Source organism: Pseudomonas sp. LS-2 (assembly GCF_003605735.1).
Taxonomy (GTDB): domain Bacteria; phylum Pseudomonadota; class Gammaproteobacteria; order Pseudomonadales; family Pseudomonadaceae; genus Aquipseudomonas.
Genome location: NZ_QXTJ01000008.1, coordinates 109,973 through 130,620 on the forward strand (window position 1 = coordinate 109,973; position 20,648 = coordinate 130,620).

Consider the following 20,648-nt stretch of genomic DNA (forward strand, 5'->3'; position numbering starts at 1 on the left):
GACCCCCGCAGCAGACCCGACAGCCCAGGTCAGACGAATGCCGTCCAGAATGGTGGCTTCGCTGTGATGCTCGAACACCTGGTTCTTGCGATGGAAGGTCCCGCCGCACAGCACGATGGTGCAGTTGGGTTTCTGTTGCAGCTTGAGCAGTACGTTGAGCGAGTTGCACACGGCGGTGAACTCCAGCTCTTCAGGGATGAAATCGATGACGAACGGGATGGTGGTGCCGCAATCGAAGAACACCGTGTCGCCGGGCTTGATGAACGCTGCCGCGAGTTTGCCGATGCGCCGCTTCTCTTCGACGTGCCGGGTGCCCTGTTCGCTGACCTTGTAATCGCTGGCTTCGGAGGGGTCGAAGGCCAGGGTGATGTGCCCGCCCAGCAGGTGAAACTTGTCGGGATGGCGACCCAGATCGCGGCGCAAGGTCATTTCCGAAACGTCCAGCAACGCCGCCATCTCACGCAGGTGAATGGCCTTCTGATCTTGAAGGGCTTGCTGAATCAACTTGATGCGGTCGGATTTCTTACTGTCCACGGGCGTTCCGGCTGTCGATTGATTATGGTAAAAAAATAACATTTGCTGTTATATATACAACACAAAATGATGTGCGCAGATTTGCAGCTTAATGCCTGTCGCGTGTAACCGCTTCACTACCAGGAAAAAGGGACCTTGATGAAGATCGAACCCGCAGCACTAGCGCAGTATATCGACCATACGTTATTGGCCGCCGATGCCTCCCGCGAGCAGATCGCAACCTTGTGTCGCGAGGCACAGGAGCATGGCTTCTATTCGGTGTGCGTCAACTCGGGCCAGGTGCCCTACGCGGCCTCGCTGCTCAAGGGTGAGGCGGTCAAGGTCTGTGCGGTGGTCGGATTCCCGCTGGGCGCCGGTTTGAGCGACACCAAGGCGTTCGAAGCGAAACAGGCGATTGCCGCAGGCGCCGGCGAGGTCGACATGGTGCTCAATGTCGGCGCGTTGAAAGACGGCCTGCTGGATGTGGTGCGCGATGATATTGCTGCGGTCAGGCAGGCCTGTGGCGACGTGCCGTTGAAGGTCATTCTGGAAACCTGCCTGCTGGATAACGCGCAGAAAACCCGTGCCTGCGAAATCTGCCGCGAACTGGACGTGGCGTTCGTCAAGACCTCGACCGGATTCAGCCGCAGCGGCGCCACCCTCGAGGACGTTACCCTGATGCGCAACGTGGTCGGCGCAGGCGTTGGCGTCAAGGCGTCCGGTGGTGTGCGCGACTACGCCACAGCAGTGGCGATGATCGAAGCTGGCGCCACGCGTCTGGGCACCAGCTCCGGCATCGCCATCGTCAGCGGCGCGGCCGCGTCGGGCTCGGGTTACTGAGCCCCTGGCGCGTAATGCGTCAGGCTTTCTGCGAGCAGCAAGGGGCTGAGCCTGCCGCACCGTCTTACTGGTCGTGCAGGCGCACCCACTCCATGATTTGTTCTTCGTTGCGGCCCTTGGGTGTCAGGTCCAGGCAGTTGTAGGCGCCGACTGGGATGTCCAGGCCGCGCGCATACGCCCAATAGCTGTGGAAATCTCTCCGGCATCGTTCTCGTAGAAGATGCTGATCCCCGGCATCTCCTCCTCGGCGATGTCCATCGGTTCATAGTACAAAGGGCATACATCCCCCCAACCACCTTTCGGCAGACAGCAATGACCTGCCTTGGCATTGAGTGGCACACTGCCCGCGTACGTACTCCAACGCCGGAATCCGCTCTATGTCGCAACTCTCCCTCACGCACCTCAAAGCTCGCTGGTTCTTCTGGCTGTGCATGCTGCTGATCGTCGTCGGCCTGCCGGTCGGCTGCGCGGCGTTGCAGCACAAGGAGCGTGAGCTGGTGTTCATGATCGAGCCCGGCACTGCCAGTTGGTATCACGGCATTCCTGCGGATGTGCAGGTACTGGAACTCAAGGCGCCGTCGTTCGGGGTCTCGCAGAACATCCATGCGTGGTGGTGGTTGGCGGACAAGAAGGACGCCCCGGCCGTGCTCTATCTTCACGGCTCGCGCTGGAACCTCACCGGACAGTTCTTTCGCATCGAACAACTGCACGCGTTGGGCTTCTCGGTGCTGGCCATCGACTATCGCGGTTTTGGCGAGAGCAAGGGGCAATTGCCGTCTGAAGCCTCGGTGTATGAAGACGCGCGTATCGCCTGGGAACGTCTTGAGCAACTGCAACCCGACCCGCAAAAACGCCTGATCTACGGTCATTCACTGGGTGGGGCTGTCGCTGTCGACCTGGCGGCCGAACTGGGCCGTGATGCGCAGAAAGGCAACGAACCGATTCAGGCACGGGGTCTGATCATTGAGTCGACGTTCACCAACCTCGCCGACGTGGCGTCATCGGTTGCCAGTAAACGCACGTCGCTGCCAGTGCGCTGGCTGGTGTCGCAGAAATTCGATTCCATCGACAAGATCGCCGACATACACATGCCCGTGCTGATCGTGCATGGCACCGCCGACCCGTTCGTCTCGCCAAGTTTCAGCGAAGCGCTGTTTCAGGCCGCGCAAGAACCGAAAAACCTGTTGCTGGTGCCGGGCGGCAATCACAACAACAGCATGAACCTGGGGCGCCAGGCCTACAGCCAGGCGATCCAGGCGTTGCTCAACGAAAAAGCCCCTGCAGCACACGCCGCCAACAGTCCGGTCGCCGCTGTGAAACAGGCAGGTTAGTCCTCGTCATCGAATTTACTTCGAGACATCAGTGCCACCGCATACACAGGTTTTGCTGCCGCTGCGCGCCAGATCGCCGACAAGGTGGAGCGCCACCCCGGCGACCTCCCACGCCCTCCGGGCAGAAGCGGGACTGCGGCGTGATTCGAGCTTTTGCCCGGCCGTCCTGCTACAGGTTCAGCGTTTGCCCTGAGAACCTGTGAATCACTGCGCCGGTTGATGCTCCACCGAGAACGGCGAGTTGCTGACCTTCACCCGGCCCGGATGACTGTCCGGCACCACGAACCCCTTCAATGCCTCCAGCAGCTTTTCAGGGTCCTCGATGGGCAGCTCCGCCAGTTGATGCGGGGTCAGGTTCCACCACTGGCTCGCCAGCAGGCCCTCGATGATGTGCGGCTCGAAACGGTAGCGTTGAACCTTGGCTGGTGAGCCGACCACGATCGCGTAGGGCGGCACGTCTCGGGTGATCAAGGACTGGGCGCCGATCACCGCGCCCGTGCCGATGGTGATGCCTTCGAGAATCAATACATCCATGCCGATCCACACGTCGTGGCCGACGACGGTCTGCTTGATCGCTTCATGCGCCAGGGGCAATCCGCTGGCGTGCTGTCTCAGGCCTGCCAGCGCGCTGTGGGTGCTGAGCCAGTCCAGCGGATGGGATTTGCGGTTCTGGCCGATGGTCACGTTGCGCGCAATGGAGCAGTAGCGGCCGATGCTGGAAACGTTCTGCAGTTCGCTGCCGCTGACGATATCGGTGTAAGCGCCGATGCTCAGCTTGCTGGAATTGATCTTGATCTGGTGCAGTTTGACGCCATGTTCCAGCGTCAGCTCCATGTCCCGGCGCAGGCCACGAATGCCACTGTCCAGACGGCATTTGTTGCGCGCCAGAGAGCGTTTGAGTTGTTGGTCGAGGAAGATACGGCGCAGGAAATTCATGATCGGCAGTCCGCAGGTGCGACGGGATACGTCGGAAGATCGCGGTACCCAGCGAATGACTGAGTCGTGCGAATGTTGTTATTGATAAGGGTTCTCAATGATGGCATTTCCAGAAGCACGGCGGTTATTCAGAACTGCCCGGTCACAGGCGAACCGTCGGAAAGTTACGGTCTGACAGCGGACGCATCCGAACATTCACAAGTGCGTCTGCAAATGGTATCTGTGTTGCCCTGTTGCCTTGCGATCATGAGCCGTCACGATGGACAAATATTCAAACGGGGAAGCCCATCTCGCCCATTCCAAGCGGGACTGGGTGGTACGTGCCAAACCCTTGCCACAGATGGAACGGATCGAAGCGTACTTTCATGGCCACGGCTTCGAGATGCATCGCCATGACACCTATGCCATCGGCCATACCCTGTCTGGCGTGCAGAGTTTTCGTTATGGCAGGGAAATGGTCAACAACCTGCCGGGCCAGACCATGGTCCTGCACCCCGACGAACCCCATGACGGTCACGCGGGCACCGAGGATGGCTTTCGCTATCGCATGTTCTATCTGGAACCGGCGATGATTCAGCAGGTACTGGGTGGCAAGCCGCTGCCGTTCATCAAGGGCGGGGTGTCCAGCGATCCACGTTTGTTCAAGGCGACGCAGACGCTGTTGCGGGACCTGCAGACTTCCCTCGACCCGCTGGAACTGGATGATGCGGTGTTCGACATCGCCGTGGCGTTGCAGCAGGCCGCTGGCGTGCGCAAGGGGCGACAGAGCGTCGACTACGCCTCTGCCGAACGCGCCCGCGAATTGCTGATGGCGAGTCTGGAGCAGGGCGTCAGTCTGGACGCGCTCGAGCAGGCCAGTGACACCGACCGCTGGCGCCTGTCGCGGGATTTTCGGGTGTTGTTCGGCACCAGCCCCCATCGCTACCTGACCTTGCGTCGTCTAGACCTGGTGCGGCATTCGATCTCCCTGGGCGTGTCGTTGAGTGACGCGTCGGTGATGGCCGGGTTCTCCGATCAGAGCCACATGACGCGGCATTTCGTGAAGACCTTCGGCTATCCGCCAGGTCGGTGGTTGAAGATGCTGGGGCGCGTGTAAATCAGAATTCCTGAATTCACGCGTTCCCTGTCGGAGCCGGTTTGCTGGCGAATGCGTAAGGTCTGTCACATTGACGTCGCCTGACCCACCGCAATCGCGGGCAAGCGCGCTCCTACGATGTTTTGGCTCAATTCAGAAGAATTGCAGGACACGCCGAACGGCTTCTGCCCGGAGGGCGTGGGAGCCAGACTTGTCGGCGATCTGGCGCGCAGCGGCAGCAAAACCTGTGCATGCGGTGTGCCTGATGCACCGAGGTGGCTTATCTTACTGCCGGTGCCCGGCAGATCGCCGACAAGGTGGAGCGCCACCCCGGCGACCTCCCACGCCGTCGGCAGAAGCGGGATTGCAGTGTGGTTCGAGCTTTTGATTCTGGAGGAAGGAGCGGAAAGCTCATGCAATAACGTACAAGACCGGCCCCATCCCTGCGCCGTAGATTGATGGCTTCCCGAACCCCTGCGGAGCCATTCGAATGTCCACGTCCCCAATCATTGACCAACCCGTCAACGTCCACCAACCCATCAACTTCGCTCAGAAATACAGCCTGTTCACCGAACAATGGCAACCCAAGGTCGTGGCGCAGATGAACGACTACCAGTTCAAACTGGCCCGGCTGGAAGGTGATTTTCTCTGGCATAGCCACGCCGACACCGACGAAACCTTCATCGTGATCGACGGCTGCCTGCGCATCGATTTTCGCGACGGTTTCGTCGAGTTGAATGCGGGTGAACTGTACGTCGTCCCCAGAGGCGTAGAGCACAAGCCCTACGCAGAGAAGGAGGTGAAGTTGATGCTGATCGAGCCGACCGGGGTGATCAATACCGGTGACGATACCAATGAGCGCACCGCTCAAAATGATGTCTGGATTTGAGTTTCTGAGGGTGACGAAACACCATTGCGCGACGCGACGTCTGTAGCAGGACGGCCGGGCGGCGGTCCGTTTGCCGGCGGCAGCGATTTCAAAGACGCCTCCGCCGGCAAGCCATGCTGCTACAGAGGCGGCGTCGCGGAAGTGGGCGGGGCGGCCGATTTCGCGGCATCCGGCATCAGTACCGCAATCAACGCCCTGACCACCCCCGGCAAGGCGTCGAGCTCCCTCACCAGAATGCTGCGCTCGCGCACCGCCCACGGCTCGTCCAGTTCGATGGTCACCAGCTTCATTGTTCGGCTGTGCCGCACCGCCGCGGATTCCGGGATGATGCCGATTCCCACGCCTGCCTCGACCATCCGGCAGATCGCTTCGAAGCTCGAGACCTGAATGCGCAGCGACAGGTTCTGCCCCAGTCGCTCGACGTGATCGCGCAGAAAACTCAGCAACGTGCTGCCTTCGTGCAGGCCGATGTGCTGAAACGCCAAGGTCTGTTTCAGTGTGACTTTCTTCTGCTTTGCCAGCTCATGACCTTCGGGGACAGTCAGCACCAGGCGGTCGGTGCTGAAGTGGATAACCTGCAACCCGGCGGCCTCGACCGGGCCTGCGATGATCCCCATGTCGGTGCTGCCATCGAGCACGCCGCGCACGATGTCCCGCGACAACCGCTCTTGCAGATCCACCGTCACACCGGGACGTCTGGCGAGAAAGCCGGCGAGGACTTCGGGCAAAAATTCGGTCACCGCCGTGGTGTTGGCGAAGATGCGGATGTGCCCGGCCGAGTCAGTGCCATAGCTGGTGAACTCGCTTTTCAGGTAATCCACCTGACTCATGATCAGCCGAGCGTGTTTGAGCAGACGATGCCCGGCCGGGGTCAGTTCGACGCCACGGCTGTCGCGATACAGCAGACGCGTATCGAGCTGGCCTTCCAGGGCCTTGATCCGCGCGCTGGCGGCAGCGGGAGAGAGAAAGGCGCGGCGAGCGCCCTGGGTCAGGCTCGGGGATTCGCCGATGTGAATGAAGAGGCGCAAGTCAGCCAGGTCGAAGTGCATGGTTGTATCCGAACGTTGCAGGTGCGTTCAGCATACATGAACGCGGTCTTATGCAAATGCTGATTCACAGAATGCCAGCCCGATCCCATGATCCGGTCATAACAACAAACGCAGAGGGTTCTTTCCCATGAGTGCTTCAGATTCGCCTGTGGACTTCAGTGCCTGGATCGGACGGACCGAGGAAGCTCAGGATCACTTGAGCCACAACCTGATCAAGCGCATTGCCGCCACGTTTGGCGAGCCAACACCTGCCCATGGCGACCCGTTGCCGCCGCTGTGGCAATGGTGTTTTTTCCAGGAGCCGGTGTTCGAAGCTCAACTGGGTGGCGATGGTCATCCGGCGCGCGGCGGCTTTCTGCCTCCTGCCGATAACCGCAATCGCATGTGGGCCGGTGGTCGCGTCGAGTTTCTCCAGCCACTGAAAGTCGGCGCCGACGCCCATCGCCTGTCGACCATCCTGCACATCGAAGAAAAGCACGGCCGCACGGGCTCGTTGCTGTTCGTCACGGTGCGTCACGATTACTCGCAAAACGGCGAGCTGTGCGTGCGTGAAGAGCAGGACATCGTCTACCGCGAGCCCAACCCGCCCAAGCTCAGCAGCGGTGAAGCCCCGGACCAGGGTGACTGGAGCGAGACCATCGAGCCGACGCCCACCCTGTTGTTCCGCTATTCGGCGGTGACCTTCAACGGCCATCGCATCCACTACGACTACCCCTACGTCACCGAAACCGAAGGTTATCCAGGCCTGGTCGTCCACGGCCCGATGATCGCCACCTTCAACCTGCGGGCGTTCATCCGTGGCAATCCGGGCAAGCGCGTGCGCCATTTCGCCTATCGCGGCGTGCGTCCGTTGAACGTCCCGGCAGCATTCCACGTCGGCGGTCGTATCACCGCGTCGGGCAAGGCGCAGCTGTGGGCGGGTAACGAGGCGGGTGTCGCACAGAGCGCCGAAGTCAGCTTCGACTGAACCCTTCTTCTATACAGATAGCCTGGCCGGCGCGAACTCAGTGCTGGCTGGCGGATGCGAGCACACACCATGAACCCATACGAAAACGAAGACCTCAATGCCATTCGCGAAGGCGTGCGCGCGCTGTGCGCCGAATTCCCGGCCGAATACTGGCGCAAGATCGACGAAGAGAAAGGCTTTCCGGAAGCCTTCGTCAAGGCGCTGACCGACGCCGGCTGGTTGTCGGCGATGATCCCGGAAGAGTACGGCGGTTCAGGCTTGGGGCTGGCCGAAGCGTCGGTCATCCTTGAAGAAGTGAACGCCTGCGGTGGCAACTCCGGCACCGTGCACGGCCAGATGTACAACATGTTCACCTTGCTGCGTCACGGTAGCGAAGAGCAGAAGCGCTACTACCTGCCCAAACTCGCCAGTGGCGAGTTGCGCCTGCAATCGATGGGCGTGACCGAGCCGACCACCGGCACCGACACCACCAAGATCAAGACCACGGCCGTCAAACAGGGCGACAAGTACGTGATCAACGGCCAGAAGGTCTGGATCTCGCGGATTCAGCATTCGGACCTGATGATCCTGCTGGCGCGCACCACGCCGTTGGCCGAGGTGAAAAAGAAATCCGAAGGCATGTCGATTTTCCTGGTCGATCTGCGCGAAGCCATCGGCAAGGGCCTGACTGTTCAGCCGATCGCCAACATGGTCAATCACGAGACCAACGAGCTGTTTTTCGACAACCTCGAATTGCCGGCCGACAGCCTGATCGGCGAAGAAGGCAGGGGCTTCAAATACATTCTCGACGGCCTTAACGCCGAGCGCACGCTGATCGCTGCCGAGTGCATCGGCGATGGTCGCTGGTTCATCGAGAAATCGGCCGCCTATGCCCGTGACCGCGTGGTGTTCGGTCGCCCGATTGGCCAGAACCAGGGCGTGCAGTTCCCGATTGCCGAAGCGCACATAGAGATTGAAGCCGCCGATCTGATGCGCTGGCGTGCCTGTGAGGAATACGACAGCGGCAAGAATGCCGGCGCCAGCGCCAACATGGCCAAGTACCTGGCGGCCAAGGCGTCGTGGGAAGCGGCGAACGCTTGCCTGCAGACCCACGGCGGTTTCGGTTTTGCCTGCGAATACGACGTCGAGCGTAAATTCCGCGAGACCCGTCTGTACCAGGTCGCGCCGATCTCCACCAACCTGATTCTTTCCTACGTCGCCGAGCACCTGCTCGAACTGCCACGCAGCTTCTGAGGACATCGAGATGAGTCACACCCAGGCACTGGCGGGCTTTCTCGCCGAGCTGAAATACGAACAGATTCCAGGCCACGTGCTGGACCGGACCGAAGACCTGTTTCTGGACTGGATCGGCTCGGGTCTGGCCAGTCAGGGCGCGCGGCCGATCCCGATTTTCGAGCGTTACGCCGAACGTATGGGGCCTGCGGACGGCAAGGCGAAGGTTCTGGTCAACGGTCGCAAGACCTCGGCGTATTTCGCAGCACTGGTTAACGGCGCTTCCTCGCATCTGGTCGAACAGGACGACCTGCACAACAGCTCGGTCTTGCATCCGGCGACTGTGGTGTTCTCGGCTGTGCTGGCCGCTGCGCAGGACCTGGGCAAATCCGGTCAGGACCTGTTGCTGGCCTCGGTTGCCGGTTATGAGGCCGGGATTCGCATTGGCGAATTCATGGGCCGCTCGCACTACCGCATCTTCCACACCACCGCCACGGTCGGCACCCTCGCCGCCGCCGTTGCAGTGGGCAAGCTGCTGAATTTCGACCAGGAGAAATTCATCAACCTGTTGGGCACCGCTGGCACTCAAGCGGCGGGCTTGTGGGAATTCCTGCGTGATGCCGCCGATTCGAAACAGCTGCACACCGCCAAAGCCGCTGCCGATGGCCTGCTCGCGGCCTACATGACCGAAGATGGCCTGACCGGCGCGCGCAATATTCTCGAAGGCGATCAGGGCATGGCCGCGGGGATGTCCACCGACAGCGACCCTGGCAAGTTGTCCGACCGCCTGGGCTCACGCTGGGCGCTGGTGGAAACCTCGTTCAAGTTCCACGCCTCCTGCCGTCACACCCATCCGGCCGCCGACGCGCTGTTGCACCTGATGCAACGCGAAGGCTTGCGCCACGACCAGATCGCCAAGGTCGTGACCCGCGTTCATCAGGGGGCGATAGATGTGCTCGGTCGTGTCGACGTGCCGCAGACCGTGCATCAGGCGAAGTTCTCGATGGGCGCCGTGTTGGGCCTGATCGCCGTGCACGGCAGCGCGCAGTTGATCGAATTCCGTGATCTGGCGCTGACCGATGCCGACGTCGCCGCGTTCCGCGACAAGGTCACGATGGAGCTGGACCCCGAAGTCGATGGCGCCTATCCGGCCCGCTGGCTGGGTCGGGTGATCGTGACCACCACCGACGGCCGCACGTTGACCGCTGCCATCGACGATCCGAAGGGCGATCCGGGCAACACCCTGTCGCGGCCCGAGCTGGAAGACAAGGTCCAGCGCCTGTTGGCGTTCTCCGGCGCACGCACAGTAGAGCAGGGCAAGGCCCTGATCGAACGCGTCTGGCACCTGCGTGATGCGCGGGATCTGACGGATCTCATTTAACGAACGCAAGACTTCTCTGATCGTTCCCACGCTCCGCGTGGTAACGCCTCCCTCGGACGCTCCGCGTCCCGGGCAGTGACGCAGAGCGTCACGTGATGCATGCCCACGCAGAGCGTGGGAACGATCAGACAAGCTCACTCCTACATGGAATGTGAAGAGGCTACCAACATGACCCAACAAAACCCCCGTCCTCTGGACGGCATCACCGTCGTCAGTCTGGAGCACGCCATTGCGGCGCCGTTCTGCACCCGGCAACTGGCCGATCTTGGTGCCCGCGTGATCAAGGTCGAACGCCCTGGCGTCGGCGATTTCGCGCGCGGCTACGATCAGCGCGTCGATGGCCTGGCGTCGCACTTCGTCTGGACCAATCGCTCCAAGGAAAGCCTGACCCTGGACCTGAAACAGGGCGAGGCGGGCGACATCCTTGAATCGTTGCTGGCCACTGCCGATGTGTTGGTGCAGAACCTGGCGCCGGGTGCGGCTGCGCGTATGGGCTTGTCGTTCGAAGCACTGCATGAGCGGTTTCCACGCCTGATCGTCTGTGACATTTCCGGCTATGGCGAAGGCGGCCCCTATGAAAAGAAGAAGGCCTATGACCTGCTGATTCAGAGCGAAGGCGGCTTTCTGTCGGTGACCGGTGGTCCGGGCGAAAACGAAATGGCCAAAGCCGGTTGCTCCATCGCCGACATCGCCGCAGGCATGTATGCCTACACCGGCATTCTTTCGGCGCTGCTGCTGCGCGACAAGACCGGCGAAGGCAGCCGCATCGACGTCAGCATGCTGGAAAGCCTGGTGGAGTGGATGGGTTACCCGATGTATTACGCCTACAACGGCGCGCCGCAGCCACCGCGCGCCGGCGCCTCGCACTCGACGATTTACCCGTATGGCCCGTTCCCGACCGGCGGTGGCGGCACCATCATGCTCGGGTTGCAGAACGAGCGTGAATGGGCGCTGTTCTGCGAGAAAGTCCTGCTGGACAAGGCGCTGGCCACCGACGAGCGTTTCTCGGCCAACTTCAAGCGTTCGGAAAACCGCGACGTGCTGCGGCAGATCATCGTCGATGGTTTTGCGGCATTGAGCGTCGATGAAGTGGTCGCACGGCTCGAAGATGCGCAGATCGCCAACGCTCGGGTCAACGACATGCAGGGCGTCTGGAACCATCCGCAGCTCAAGGCCCGCGACAGCTGGCGCGAAGTGGACAGCCCGTCCGGACCGCTGCCATCGTTGCTGCCACCGGGGCGCAACGCCGCGTTCACGCCGCGCATGGATGGCGTACCGGGCCTCGGTCAGCACACTGGCAGCATTCTCGGCGAGCTGGGTTTTTCGGCAGAAGATCAGGCTCGGATGGCGGCGGCCGGGGTGGTGTAAACCTGGTTCCCGCCACGAGGTGTGGCGGATCACGCTCGTTCGCTTCTGCCCAGAGGGCGTGGGAGTGCGGCTTGCCGACGATCTGCCGGGTACCGGAAGCAAATTAGGTGCATACGGTTTGTATGATTCAGCTAGGTAGCCGGGTTTACTGCCGGTGCCCGGCAGATCGTCGGCAAGCCTGACTCCCACGGCCTCCGGCCAGAATCAACAGAAGATCGTGTTCATCGCCCATATGCGTTTGCCGCAGAATTTATTCCAGGAGTTGTGCTAAATGCCCCAATCCATCGTCCGCTCCGCGCTGTTCGTGCCAGGCAGTCGCCCCGAGCGTTTCGCCAAGGCGCTGGCCGCTGGCGCTGATGCGGTGATCGTCGATTTCGAGGATGCCGTCGAGGAGCCGCTCAAGCGCCAGGCGCGGGACCATCTGTCGGCGTTTTTACAGAACAACCCGCAGGCGTCGGTCTGGGTGCGGGTCAATGCCCCGGATCACGCCGAGCACGCCGCTGATCTGGCTTTCTGCAAACAGCACGCAGGCGTTGCGGGGGTGCTGTTGCCGAAGGTCGAGAGCGCGGCTCAGGTGGCGGCGGTCTGGCAGACCGGAAAGCCGATCTGGCCGATCATCGAGAGCGCCAAGGGCCTGTTGGCGCTGGAGCCGATTGCCCATGCCCCCGGGGTCGAGCGGCTGTCGTTCGGCGGTCTGGACCTGGCGCTGGACCTGAACCTCAACAGCGGCACGCTCGCGGCACAGATGTTTCTCGATCAGGCGCGAATGTCGGTGCAATTGCACTCGCGTGGCGCCGATCTGTTGCCGCCACTGGACGGCGTGCATCCTGCCATTGGCGACCCCGAGGGGCTCCATCGCGCAATCCGTCACGCCTACGACATGGGCTACGGCGGGGCGTTGTGCATTCACCCCAAACAGGTGCCGGTGATCCACGCCGCCCTGGCACCCAGCGCCGAGGACCTTGGCTGGGCAAGAAAGGTGGTGGACGCCAGCGCGGCGGCGAACGGTGCCGGGGCGTTTCAGCTCGACGGACAAATGGTCGATGCGCCGGTGTTGCTACGTGCGCAGCGGCTGTTGGCGCTGGCGGCAGGTTGAATCCCCGGGGCAGGGGATGGTGCGCTCGGCATTGTCTGGGCGTGCTTCTGGGCGAAAGGAATAGTGGCACTTTTTCGCCAGCGTGCTAGTTTCCGAGAGACGCGCTGTCTAGCTCGCGGGTGACGGAAAAATCGGGGGAGGAGCCGGCGTTCAGCAATACCGAATGCCGGCTTACATAAAAGCTGATTCTCTAAACACCCGGTCTTGGGCATCGTTGGCGTGCACTACGCTCAAACAGTAATGCTGCTCCTACAAAAATACGCTCCTACAACAATAAAAAGGTGATATCGATGTTGAAGCTGACCAAGGCGCTTTTCTGCGCCGCCGCAGTGACCATGGCCGGCATGGCACACGCTGATCCAATCGTCATCAAGTTCGCTCACGTGGTGGCGGAAAACACGCCAAAGGGCCAGGGCGCCTTGATGTTCCAGAAAATGGTTGCTGCCGATCCGGCCTTGAAAGACAAGGTCAAGGTCGAGGTATACCCCAACTCTTCGCTGTTCGGCGATGGCAAGGAAATGGAAGCCCTGTTGCTGGGCGACGTACAGATGCTTGCGCCATCCCTGGCCAAGTTCGAGCAATACACCAAGAAAGTGCAGATATTCGACCTGCCGTTCCTGTTCAACGACCTGGCCGCCGTCGACCGCTTCCAGCAGGGTCCTCAGGGTAAGGCGCTGCTGACCTCCATGGACGACAAGGGTATTCATGGTCTGGCTTACTGGCACAACGGTCTGAAGCAACTGTCCGCGAACAAGAAGCTGATCGAGCCTAAAGACGCGCGTGGCCTCAAGTTCCGCGTACAGGCCTCCAGTGTGCTTGAAGCACAGTTCGTCGCCTTGCACGCCAACCCGCGCAAAATGAGTTTCGCCGAGGTGTATCAGGGTCTGCAGACCGGCACCGTCAATGGCACCGAGAACACCTGGTCGAACTACGAAAGCCAGAAGGTCAACGAAGTCCAGCCGTTCTTCACCGAAACCAACCATGGTCTGATCGATTACATGGTGATCACCAACTCCAAGTTCTGGAACGGTCTGCCGGAAGACGTGCGCGCCGAACTGCAGAAGATCATGGACCAGGTGACGGTCGAGGTGAACAAACAGGCTGAAGCGCTGAACCAGACTGCCAAACAGAAAATCGCTGATTCCAAGACCAGCGAAATCGATGCCCTCACCCCTGAACAGCGTGCCAAATGGCGCGAAGTCATGAAGCCGGTCTGGGACAAGTTCTCCGAAGAAATCGGCGCGGACCTGATCAAGGCGGCGGACGACTCGAACAAGGCGCCTTGATCCTCAAGCGGGCTTGATCGACACAGGCCGTGATGTCTGAGTGACCACCCGGACATGGGTGGTCACCCTCTGGTTCGAATACGTTCGGAGAATTCTTATGCAATCGCTGACGCGACTCTGGGAGCATCTGGAGGAGGGCATCATCGCCTTCCTGCTGGCTGCCATGACGCTGGTGACATTCGTCTACGTGGCGCTGAACAACATCTACACGCTGTTTTATTCGCTCAGCGATCAGTGGGCCGTCAGTAGCGACTTTTTCGCAGGGATTGGCGATCACCTGATGGGCTACGCACAAGGCATGACCTGGAGCGTGGCGTTGACCAAGGCCCTCTTCGGCTGGCTGATCTTTTTCGGCATTTCCTATGGTGTGCGCACCGCCGGGCACCTGGGTGTCGACGTGCTCGTCAAGAAAACCAGCAAACCGGTACAGCGCATCCTGGCAATGCTGGCCTGCGCCTGCTGCCTGGCTTACGCGGGGCTGTTTCTGGTGGCGAGCTACAAATGGGTGTCGGCGCTGTTCGTGGCCGGAATCGGGGCTGAGGATCTGGATCGCTTCGGGATCAAGATCGCTTACATCACAGTCATCGTGCCTATCGGCTTCGCGCTGGTGGTCGCGCGTTATCTGGAAATCCTCTATCGCATCTGGACCCACCGGCAGATCGGTCTGGGCCTGGCTGACGAAGCAGCGGAAGCGAGCAAACTGGCAAACCCTGCTGAGGAGCAACACTGATGACGGTTATCTGTTTGTTCCTGTTGCTGTTCGTTTTCATGTTTCTGGGTGTGCCCATCGCTATTTCCCTGGGCCTGGCCGGTGCGGTTTCGATCCTGCTGTTCAGTCCCGACTCGTTGAGCTCGCTGGCGATCAAGCTGTTCGAGACGTCCGACAGCTACACATTTCTGGCGATTCCGTTCTTTCTGCTCTCCGGCGCGTTCATGACCACCGGCGGCGTAGCGCAGCGACTGATCGACTTCGCCAACGCCTGTGTCGGCCATATTCGCGGCGGTCTGGCGATTGCGGCAGTGCTGGCGTGCATGTTGTTCGCGGCGCTGTCCGGGTCGTCTCCGGCGACCGTTGCTGCCGTGGGCTCGATTGCCGTGGCGGGGATGGTGCGTTCCGGTTATCCGAAGGAGTTCGGTGCCGGGATCATCTGTAACGCCGGTACGCTGGGGATTCTGATTCCGCCCTCTATCGTGATGGTGGTTTACGCCGCGGCCACGGAAACCTCGGTGGGCAAACTGTTCATCGCAGGCGTCATTCCGGGGATTCTGCTCGGCGTGGCACTGATGGTGGTGATTTACATCGTCGCCCGGGTCAAGAAGCTTCCTGCACAGCCGCGCGCGTCGTTCCGTGAGTGGCTGCACACCGCGCAACGTGCCTTCTGGGGCTTGCTGTTGCTGGTGATCATCCTTGGCGGGATTTACAGCGGCATGTTCACGCCAACGGAAGCGGCGGCAGTGGCGGCGGTGTATTCGGCGTTCATCGCGCTGTTCGTCTACAAGGACATGAGCTTCAAGGATTGCCCGAAGGTGCTGCTGGAGTCGGGGCGTCTGTCGATCATGCTGATGTTCATCATCGCCAACGCCATGCTGTTCGCCCATGTACTGACCACCGAACAGATCCCGCAACAGATCACAGCCTGGGTCATCTCCGAAGGCCTGACGCCGATCGGCTTCCTGATCATGGTCAATATCGTGTTGCTGGTGGCAGGCAGTTTCATGGAGCCTTCGGCGATCATTCTGATTCTGGCGCCGATCTTCTTCCCGATTGCCATGAAGCTGGGTATCGATCCGATTCACCTGGGCATCGTGATGGTGGTGAACATGGAGATCGGGCTGGTGCACCCGCCGGTGGGTCTGAACCTGTTCGTGACGTCGGCGGTGACCGGGTTGACGTTGGGGCAGACGATCCGTGCGGCGTTGCCGTGGTTGTCGATCCTGTTGCTGTTCCTGATTCTGGTCACATACGTGCCGTTCATTTCGCTGGCCTTGCCGAACTGGCTGGGGATGCCCTGAGGGCCTTCTGAGCCTTTAACCGAACTGTGAGCGCAGTGCCTTGGCCCTCGTTGACCTTGAGTCTTCGGGGGCTTTTTTATGGGTTTTGTAGTGGGCGCTGAGTTGGAGTGTGTATTTGAGATTTACGGTGGCGCTGATTTTTTGTTCTGCCTAACGGCAGAAGCGTTCCGCCTTCGGCGGGTTACTTGAAAAGACCCCAAGTAACCAAGGGTCCTGGCTCCTGGTTGGGCCCTCGTTCCTCGGGTTCCCTCACTTCGGCGACGCTCCGTGGGCCCGCCGCCATCCGCCATCCATGGCGGGGGGCGGCTCTCGCGGCATCCATGCCGCTCGGCCCACGGAGCGTCGCCTGCGTTCAGCCTGCACCCAAGTCGCGATTTGTGGTGTCTGAACTTTGCTCGCACTTAAAAACAAGAGCAACAGCAGGATCAGGATCAGGATCAGGATCAGGATCAGGATCAGGATCAGGATCAGGAGCTGCGGTGCTCACCCTTGTAGCAGTCCGGCTTGCCGGCGGTAGCGATTTTTCATACGCCACCGCCGGCAAGCCGGACTGCTACAGGATTTGCGGCGCATCCGGTTTCGGCGTTGAACACCTGATCCCCATCGCTGCCGTGACCTTCTGGCGTCTCCTACAAGAGTCGCGTCAGGATTGCGAACTTGCGTCAGTCAGGGTCCAAACCGGCGGTAGCGGCAGCGGCAGCGGTTCAGTCAGTAAAATCCGCCTCATGCCGGGCCAGAACCCGTTTCACGCTTTCCAGATGCAACCGTGCGCTTTCGGGATCTTCTTCGCTCATCTGCCGAGCCGTGCGCAAAAGAACCTCTTGCTCGATGACGTTGAGCGCTCGCCCGGTACTCATCGCCTTGAGCTGCACTTCAGCCGCCCGCTCCAGGTAATACAGATCATCCCAGGCCTGAGCGATGCTCGGCGCGGTGACCATCACGCCGTGGTTCTTGAGAAACACAATGTCGGCTTGCCCCATGCAAGCGGCGATGCGATCGCCTTCCTGATTGTCCAGAGCCAGGCCGTTGTAGTGCTCGTCCACCGCCACCCGGCCATAGAATTTCAACGCCGTCTGCCCCGCCCACGCCAGCGGTTCGCCCTCGATCATTGCCAGCGCCGTGGCGTTGGGCATGTGGGTATGGAACGCAGCGGCCGCGCCTGGCTTGTGCAAGTGCAAGCGTGCATGGATATAGAAAGCAGTGGCTTCGGGCTTGCCGTCGCCCATGATCACATTGCCGTCGAAGTCACAGATCAACAGGCTCGACGCGGTGATTTCCTCGAACGACAGCCCGTATGGATTGACCAGAAACAACTGCGGATGCCCCGGAACAAGGGCCGAAAAATGGTTGCAGATACCCTCGCTAAGACCCAGCCGCGCCGCCATTCGCAGGCTCGCCGCCAAATCGATGCGCGCGTTGCGAATATCGAGTGTGTTGAGTCCGTGGTACTGCTTGTCGCTTCGCACCACACCTCGCAGGTCATGCGCCATCAACTTCTCCTTATTCGTTCGCCCAGCCTTTGCTGCGTAGGTAATCCGGCACTTTGGACAAGTCCGAAAGGGTTGCATCAGGCGTGTAGTCCGGCAGCGGCCTGCGTTTTGTCCCGCGGTCGATCCATACGCAACGAAATCCCATGTCCCTGGCCGCTTCGAGGTCAAGGTGCGGACTGGCGCAGATGTGCAGCACCTCGTCGATGGCAATACCGAGTTGCTTGTGGGCATGCAGGAACAGGCGGTGGTCCGGCTTGTAGGCCCGGGCCTGCTGCGCAGTGATCACCCGGTCGATGTATCCACCTAGTTGGGCGACGTTGCCCGCAATGATTTCATCGTCGGTGTTGGAGACGATGCACAGTTTGAAGCCTTGATCCTTCAGCCATTTCAACGTCGGCAGCACTTCCGGAAATGGCGGCATCTGGCCAATTCGCCCGATCAGTTGTTCGCCATCGTGAGCTTCAAAGGGCATGCCAAGCTCTTCCAGCGCCAGTGACATCGACAGCCGTGAGATATCGGCGAAGGAGCGGTAGGGCGGCGTCTGTTCCAGTCGATGCTCGTGACGATCATAGATGCCGATGAAGCGGTCTGCGTCTGGCGCGGTGTCGCCCTTGCGTTCGAGCAACTGGCGTACGCACTCCAGAAGCCCTTCATCCCATTGAATGAGCGTGCCGTAGCAGTCGAAGGTCAGCCAGCGTGGGCGAGGAGGAGTCGAGGTCATGGTCAGCGCCTTTTCTTGTGAACGTGCGGTCACTCTAGGAGCCTTGGCGTTGATCGTAAAATTAAATTAATATTCAAAAGTAATTTGATTAACGAATGTCTGGTGACCGGTATGTTCGATCTGGAGTTGCTGCGCACGTTCGTCTCGGTGGNAGTCCACAGTCAGCCAACAGATCCGCAAGCTGGAGGAGCAATTGGGGCGGCCGCTTTTGCTGCGCCAGCGCGCCAGCAAGCACATCGAGCTGACCGAGGACGGCGAGCGATTGATCGGCTACGCGCGGCGCCTGGTGACACTGGCACTGGAAGCCCGGAGCGTATTGTGTGGCGGCGACGAAACCTTCGTGGTCAAACTCGGCGTTCCCGAAGATTTCGACGTGCAGCGCCTGATGGGCCTGCTGTCGGGATTCGCGCAACGATTCCCACGGATACGTCTGGATACGGTCAATGGTCTGAGCGTCGATCTGCACGCGCGCCTCGAGAGCAAGGAGATCGATCTTGCACTGGTGAAACGTGACCGGGGCGCGAAGCAGGAGGCGGCGCTGGCCAGTTGGCCGGAGCAGGTGAACTGGGTCGCCGGGCTGGCCCTCGAGCGCATTGAGGACCCGGTGCCGCTGGTGGTCTACCCCCAGGGCTGCATCTATCGCAATCGCATCGTTCATGCGCTGGAGTCGTCAGGTCGAAGCTGGCGAGTGGCGTTCGCCAGTCAAAGTCTGGTGGGGATTCAGGCCGCGGTGTCGGCGGGGTTGGGGATCAGTCTTTTACCGGCATCTGCCATGCTGGCGGATCACAGATTGTTGAGTGTGGAAGAGGGTTTTGCGCCGGTCCCCGCCAGCGAGCTGGCATTGATTTCGGGAAGCCGTTTATTGACCGATGTACAGCGCACGTTGGTGGAGTACATGAAGGAACAGCTAATTGCCCATTGAGCGTCTGCAGCAGTCCGGCTCGCCGCGGTGAGCCCCTTCACGTTGCTACCGCCGGCTCGCCGTGCCGCTAGAGAGCAACCGCGTCAGGTCTGAGTTACAGGCATGAAAAATCCGCGCGGGCCCGAAACAAACACAGGGCACCGCGCGGATCGTCTACGACTCGGTCAATGCATGAACAGTGCAATCAGGATAATCACCGGGATCGGCACACCGAGGAACCACAGCAGTAATGAGCGCATGATGTTTCTCCTTGATACTCAGCGGATATTGGAAGTGGTGGTGTAGGTACGGGCTTCGACGTAGGTCACCGCGTCACGACGACGGCCACCCCAGATCGCCGCAAGGCTGGCAACGAATGCGCCGCAGAGCAGGGCGACGAAGGTCCAGAGGGCGCTCATGGCGGCGACTTTCGCAGCGGTATCGGCAGCTTGTTGTGCTTTGAGCTTGGCGTCAGCCACTGCTTGTTTGGCTTGACCATAGACCTGATCGACACGTGCTTGCGCATCGGCCTGGCTCAGGTTGGTACGTTGAGCGACCAGTTGCGCCAGGTAATTGCGGTCTTCAGTTGCCAGGTTGCCGTCGTTGGCGAGGGTCTTGGTGAAGATGCGCACTACAACACCGCGGGCGGCATCGTCGCTGACAGAGGCCGGACGGTCGTCGCGGAAGAGGGTATCGACGAAGTAACCGTATTGATCGCTGCTGGTGTTACCTGCGGCACTTCCTGCAGCGACCGCCGCAGTACCGGCAACGCCTGCTACAGCGCTGGCCCCAGCCTTGACGCCGCTGCCCACGATGCCACTGACCGAGCCGACGATCAGCACCGCTGCCACCAGAGTGGCAACCGCCCAGGACAGGAAGCCGTGAGCCGTGTCGCGGAAGTACACCTCATCGCCATGCATATTGGACCATTTCACGCGCAGGCGACCGGCGATGTAACCGCCCAGGCCCGAAGCGAGGATTTGCGTGAGTGCCAGCCAGACCACGGTCGAGATGCCGATCGTCTTGGCGCTCGCCCCTTCGTTGGCCCACGGCGACATCGCCGAGAAGCCAAGACCCGAACCGAGCAATACGAGTATCAGGGATAGCGCAGCGGCGCCGGCGGCACCGGCAAAGATGGCGCCCCAGGACACACCTGAGGCATTGACGGACTCTTCTACAGCGGCAGGATAAGAATCAGGGGTGACGTTCATTATTGTGTGGCTCCATGCGAAAAATGATGACTCACAGGAGCCTTTGCACCGGCCATGCCAGTGTGGCGTCTTAAAAAAACGTTGATATTTCAATAGGTTATGAATGTTTAAATTTCCGACGTTCATGCAAATTGCATGAATGGCTGCAGATGCGCGGGCGGAATGCCCGGTCTGCTTAAGTTCAATCTGTTCAGTCGGTTGCGAGCTGTTTTTAGCGTGGTCAGGCAAAAACACGAAACACGTGGCGACTATTTTTCAGAATAGGCGGTCCTATGGGTTCGCCTGTGCGTGCGCCCTGACCTCATCACTGAAACATAAATATGAATGGCGGCCCTCTAATCAGGCCCTGACGTCCTGGTTTAGCCTATA

The 20,648-nt window shown here is 60.5% G+C and carries 19 protein-coding genes and 1 pseudogene; 13 read left to right on the forward strand and 7 right to left on the reverse strand.

The features are described from left to right. Positions 1–534: DeoR family transcriptional regulator (locus D3M70_RS32660; RefSeq protein ID WP_256659710.1), on the reverse strand; the 534-nt coding region annotated here is incomplete at its 3' end. 135 nt (positions 535–669) lie between these two features. On the opposite strand from D3M70_RS32660, the gene deoC reads away from it, so the two are divergent. Beyond that, entirely contained in the window at positions 670–1,353 is a 684-nt protein-coding gene (gene deoC / locus D3M70_RS04815; protein ID WP_120124768.1) for a deoxyribose-phosphate aldolase, read from the forward strand. Between the two features lie 64 nt (positions 1,354–1,417). Here the strand turns inward: deoC and D3M70_RS04820 are convergent. Then, positions 1,418–1,620: pseudogene (locus D3M70_RS04820) on the reverse strand (DUF899 family protein); the annotation flags it as partial. 110 nt (positions 1,621–1,730) lie between these two features. Between D3M70_RS04820 and D3M70_RS04825 the strand changes: the two are divergent. Beyond that, positions 1,731–2,684 carry an alpha/beta hydrolase gene (locus tag D3M70_RS04825; protein WP_256659711.1) on the forward strand — a complete coding sequence of 318 codons (954 nt, stop codon included), beginning with the start codon at positions 1,731–1,733 and terminating at the stop codon, positions 2,682–2,684. A gap of 204 nt (positions 2,685–2,888) precedes the next feature. Here D3M70_RS04825 and D3M70_RS04830 read toward each other — a convergent pair whose 3' ends face one another. After that, a complete protein-coding gene (locus D3M70_RS04830; protein WP_120124769.1) occupies positions 2,889–3,620 on the reverse strand; it encodes a CatB-related O-acetyltransferase in 732 nt (243 codons plus the stop codon). A 259-nt stretch (positions 3,621–3,879) separates the two neighbouring features. Between D3M70_RS04830 and D3M70_RS04835 the strand changes: the two genes are divergently transcribed. Both D3M70_RS04835 and D3M70_RS04840 read left to right on the forward strand, forming a co-directional pair. After that, entirely contained in the window at positions 3,880–4,716 is an 837-nt protein-coding gene (locus D3M70_RS04835) for an AraC family transcriptional regulator (RefSeq protein ID WP_120124770.1), read from the forward strand. A gap of 469 nt (positions 4,717–5,185) precedes the next feature. Then, entirely contained in the window at positions 5,186–5,584 is a 399-nt protein-coding gene (locus tag D3M70_RS04840) for a cupin domain-containing protein (RefSeq protein ID WP_120124771.1), read from the forward strand. Between the two features lie 119 nt (positions 5,585–5,703). On the opposite strand, the gene D3M70_RS04845 is transcribed toward D3M70_RS04840, so the two are convergent. Then, entirely contained in the window at positions 5,704–6,633 is a 930-nt protein-coding gene (locus tag D3M70_RS04845; RefSeq protein WP_120124772.1) for a LysR family transcriptional regulator, read from the reverse strand. Between the two features lie 127 nt (positions 6,634–6,760). On the opposite strand from D3M70_RS04845, the gene D3M70_RS04850 reads away from it, so the two are divergent. The 8 genes from D3M70_RS04850 to dctM all read left to right on the forward strand — a co-directional run bounded on the left by D3M70_RS04850 (position 6,761) and on the right by dctM (position 15,956). Then, the gene (locus D3M70_RS04850) at positions 6,761–7,600 is read left to right on the forward strand and encodes a MaoC family dehydratase N-terminal domain-containing protein (RefSeq protein ID WP_120124773.1); all 840 of its coding nucleotides are present in this window, start codon (positions 6,761–6,763) and stop codon (positions 7,598–7,600) included. Positions 7,601–7,669: 69 nt separating this feature from the next. Further along, positions 7,670–8,833 carry an acyl-CoA dehydrogenase family protein gene (locus D3M70_RS04855; RefSeq protein ID WP_120124774.1) on the forward strand — a complete coding sequence of 388 codons (1,164 nt, stop codon included), beginning with the start codon at positions 7,670–7,672 and terminating at the stop codon, positions 8,831–8,833. A gap of 10 nt (positions 8,834–8,843) precedes the next feature. Further along, complete coding sequence (locus tag D3M70_RS04860) at positions 8,844–10,193, forward strand: MmgE/PrpD family protein (RefSeq protein ID WP_120124775.1); 1,350 nt, start codon at positions 8,844–8,846, stop codon at positions 10,191–10,193. 168 nt (positions 10,194–10,361) lie between these two features. Continuing rightward, positions 10,362–11,561, forward strand: coding sequence for a CaiB/BaiF CoA-transferase family protein (locus tag D3M70_RS04865; RefSeq protein ID WP_120124776.1), 1,200 nt, complete (start codon positions 10,362–10,364; stop codon positions 11,559–11,561). Between the two features lie 271 nt (positions 11,562–11,832). Next, positions 11,833–12,657 carry a CoA ester lyase gene (locus D3M70_RS04870; RefSeq protein ID WP_120124777.1) on the forward strand — a complete coding sequence of 275 codons (825 nt, stop codon included), beginning with the start codon at positions 11,833–11,835 and terminating at the stop codon, positions 12,655–12,657. 290 nt (positions 12,658–12,947) lie between these two features. Next, complete coding sequence (locus D3M70_RS04875; RefSeq protein WP_120124778.1) at positions 12,948–13,943, forward strand: TRAP transporter substrate-binding protein; 996 nt, start codon at positions 12,948–12,950, stop codon at positions 13,941–13,943. A gap of 97 nt (positions 13,944–14,040) precedes the next feature. Then, entirely contained in the window at positions 14,041–14,673 is a 633-nt protein-coding gene (locus D3M70_RS04880) for a TRAP transporter small permease (protein ID WP_120124779.1), read from the forward strand. Next, on the forward strand, positions 14,673–15,956 hold the full coding sequence (gene dctM / locus D3M70_RS04885; RefSeq protein WP_120124780.1) for a C4-dicarboxylate TRAP transporter large permease protein DctM: 1,284 nt from the start codon (positions 14,673–14,675) through the stop codon (positions 15,954–15,956). Before D3M70_RS04880 ends, dctM begins: the two co-directional genes overlap by 1 nt. 704 nt (positions 15,957–16,660) lie before the next feature. On the opposite strand, the gene D3M70_RS04890 is transcribed toward dctM, so the two are convergent. Both D3M70_RS04890 and D3M70_RS04895 read right to left on the reverse strand, forming a co-directional pair. Further along, on the reverse strand, positions 16,661–17,446 hold the full coding sequence (locus D3M70_RS04890; protein WP_120124781.1) for an aldolase: 786 nt from the start codon (positions 17,444–17,446) through the stop codon (positions 16,661–16,663). 10 nt (positions 17,447–17,456) lie between these two features. Next, positions 17,457–18,173: a haloacid dehalogenase type II gene (locus D3M70_RS04895; RefSeq protein ID WP_165869742.1), complete on the reverse strand. Its 717-nt coding sequence runs from the start codon at positions 18,171–18,173 to the stop codon at positions 17,457–17,459. A 187-nt stretch (positions 18,174–18,360) separates the two neighbouring features. Here D3M70_RS04895 and D3M70_RS04900 point away from each other — a divergent pair, with 187 nt between their 5' ends. Beyond that, positions 18,361–19,089, forward strand: coding sequence for a LysR substrate-binding domain-containing protein (locus D3M70_RS04900; protein WP_256659726.1), 729 nt, complete (start codon positions 18,361–18,363; stop codon positions 19,087–19,089). A 257-nt stretch (positions 19,090–19,346) separates the two neighbouring features. On the opposite strand, the gene D3M70_RS04905 is transcribed toward D3M70_RS04900, so the two are convergent. Beyond that, positions 19,347–20,279 carry a hypothetical protein gene (locus tag D3M70_RS04905; protein ID WP_120124782.1) on the reverse strand — a complete coding sequence of 311 codons (933 nt, stop codon included), beginning with the start codon at positions 20,277–20,279 and terminating at the stop codon, positions 19,347–19,349. Between the last annotated feature and the right edge of the window lie 369 nt (positions 20,280–20,648).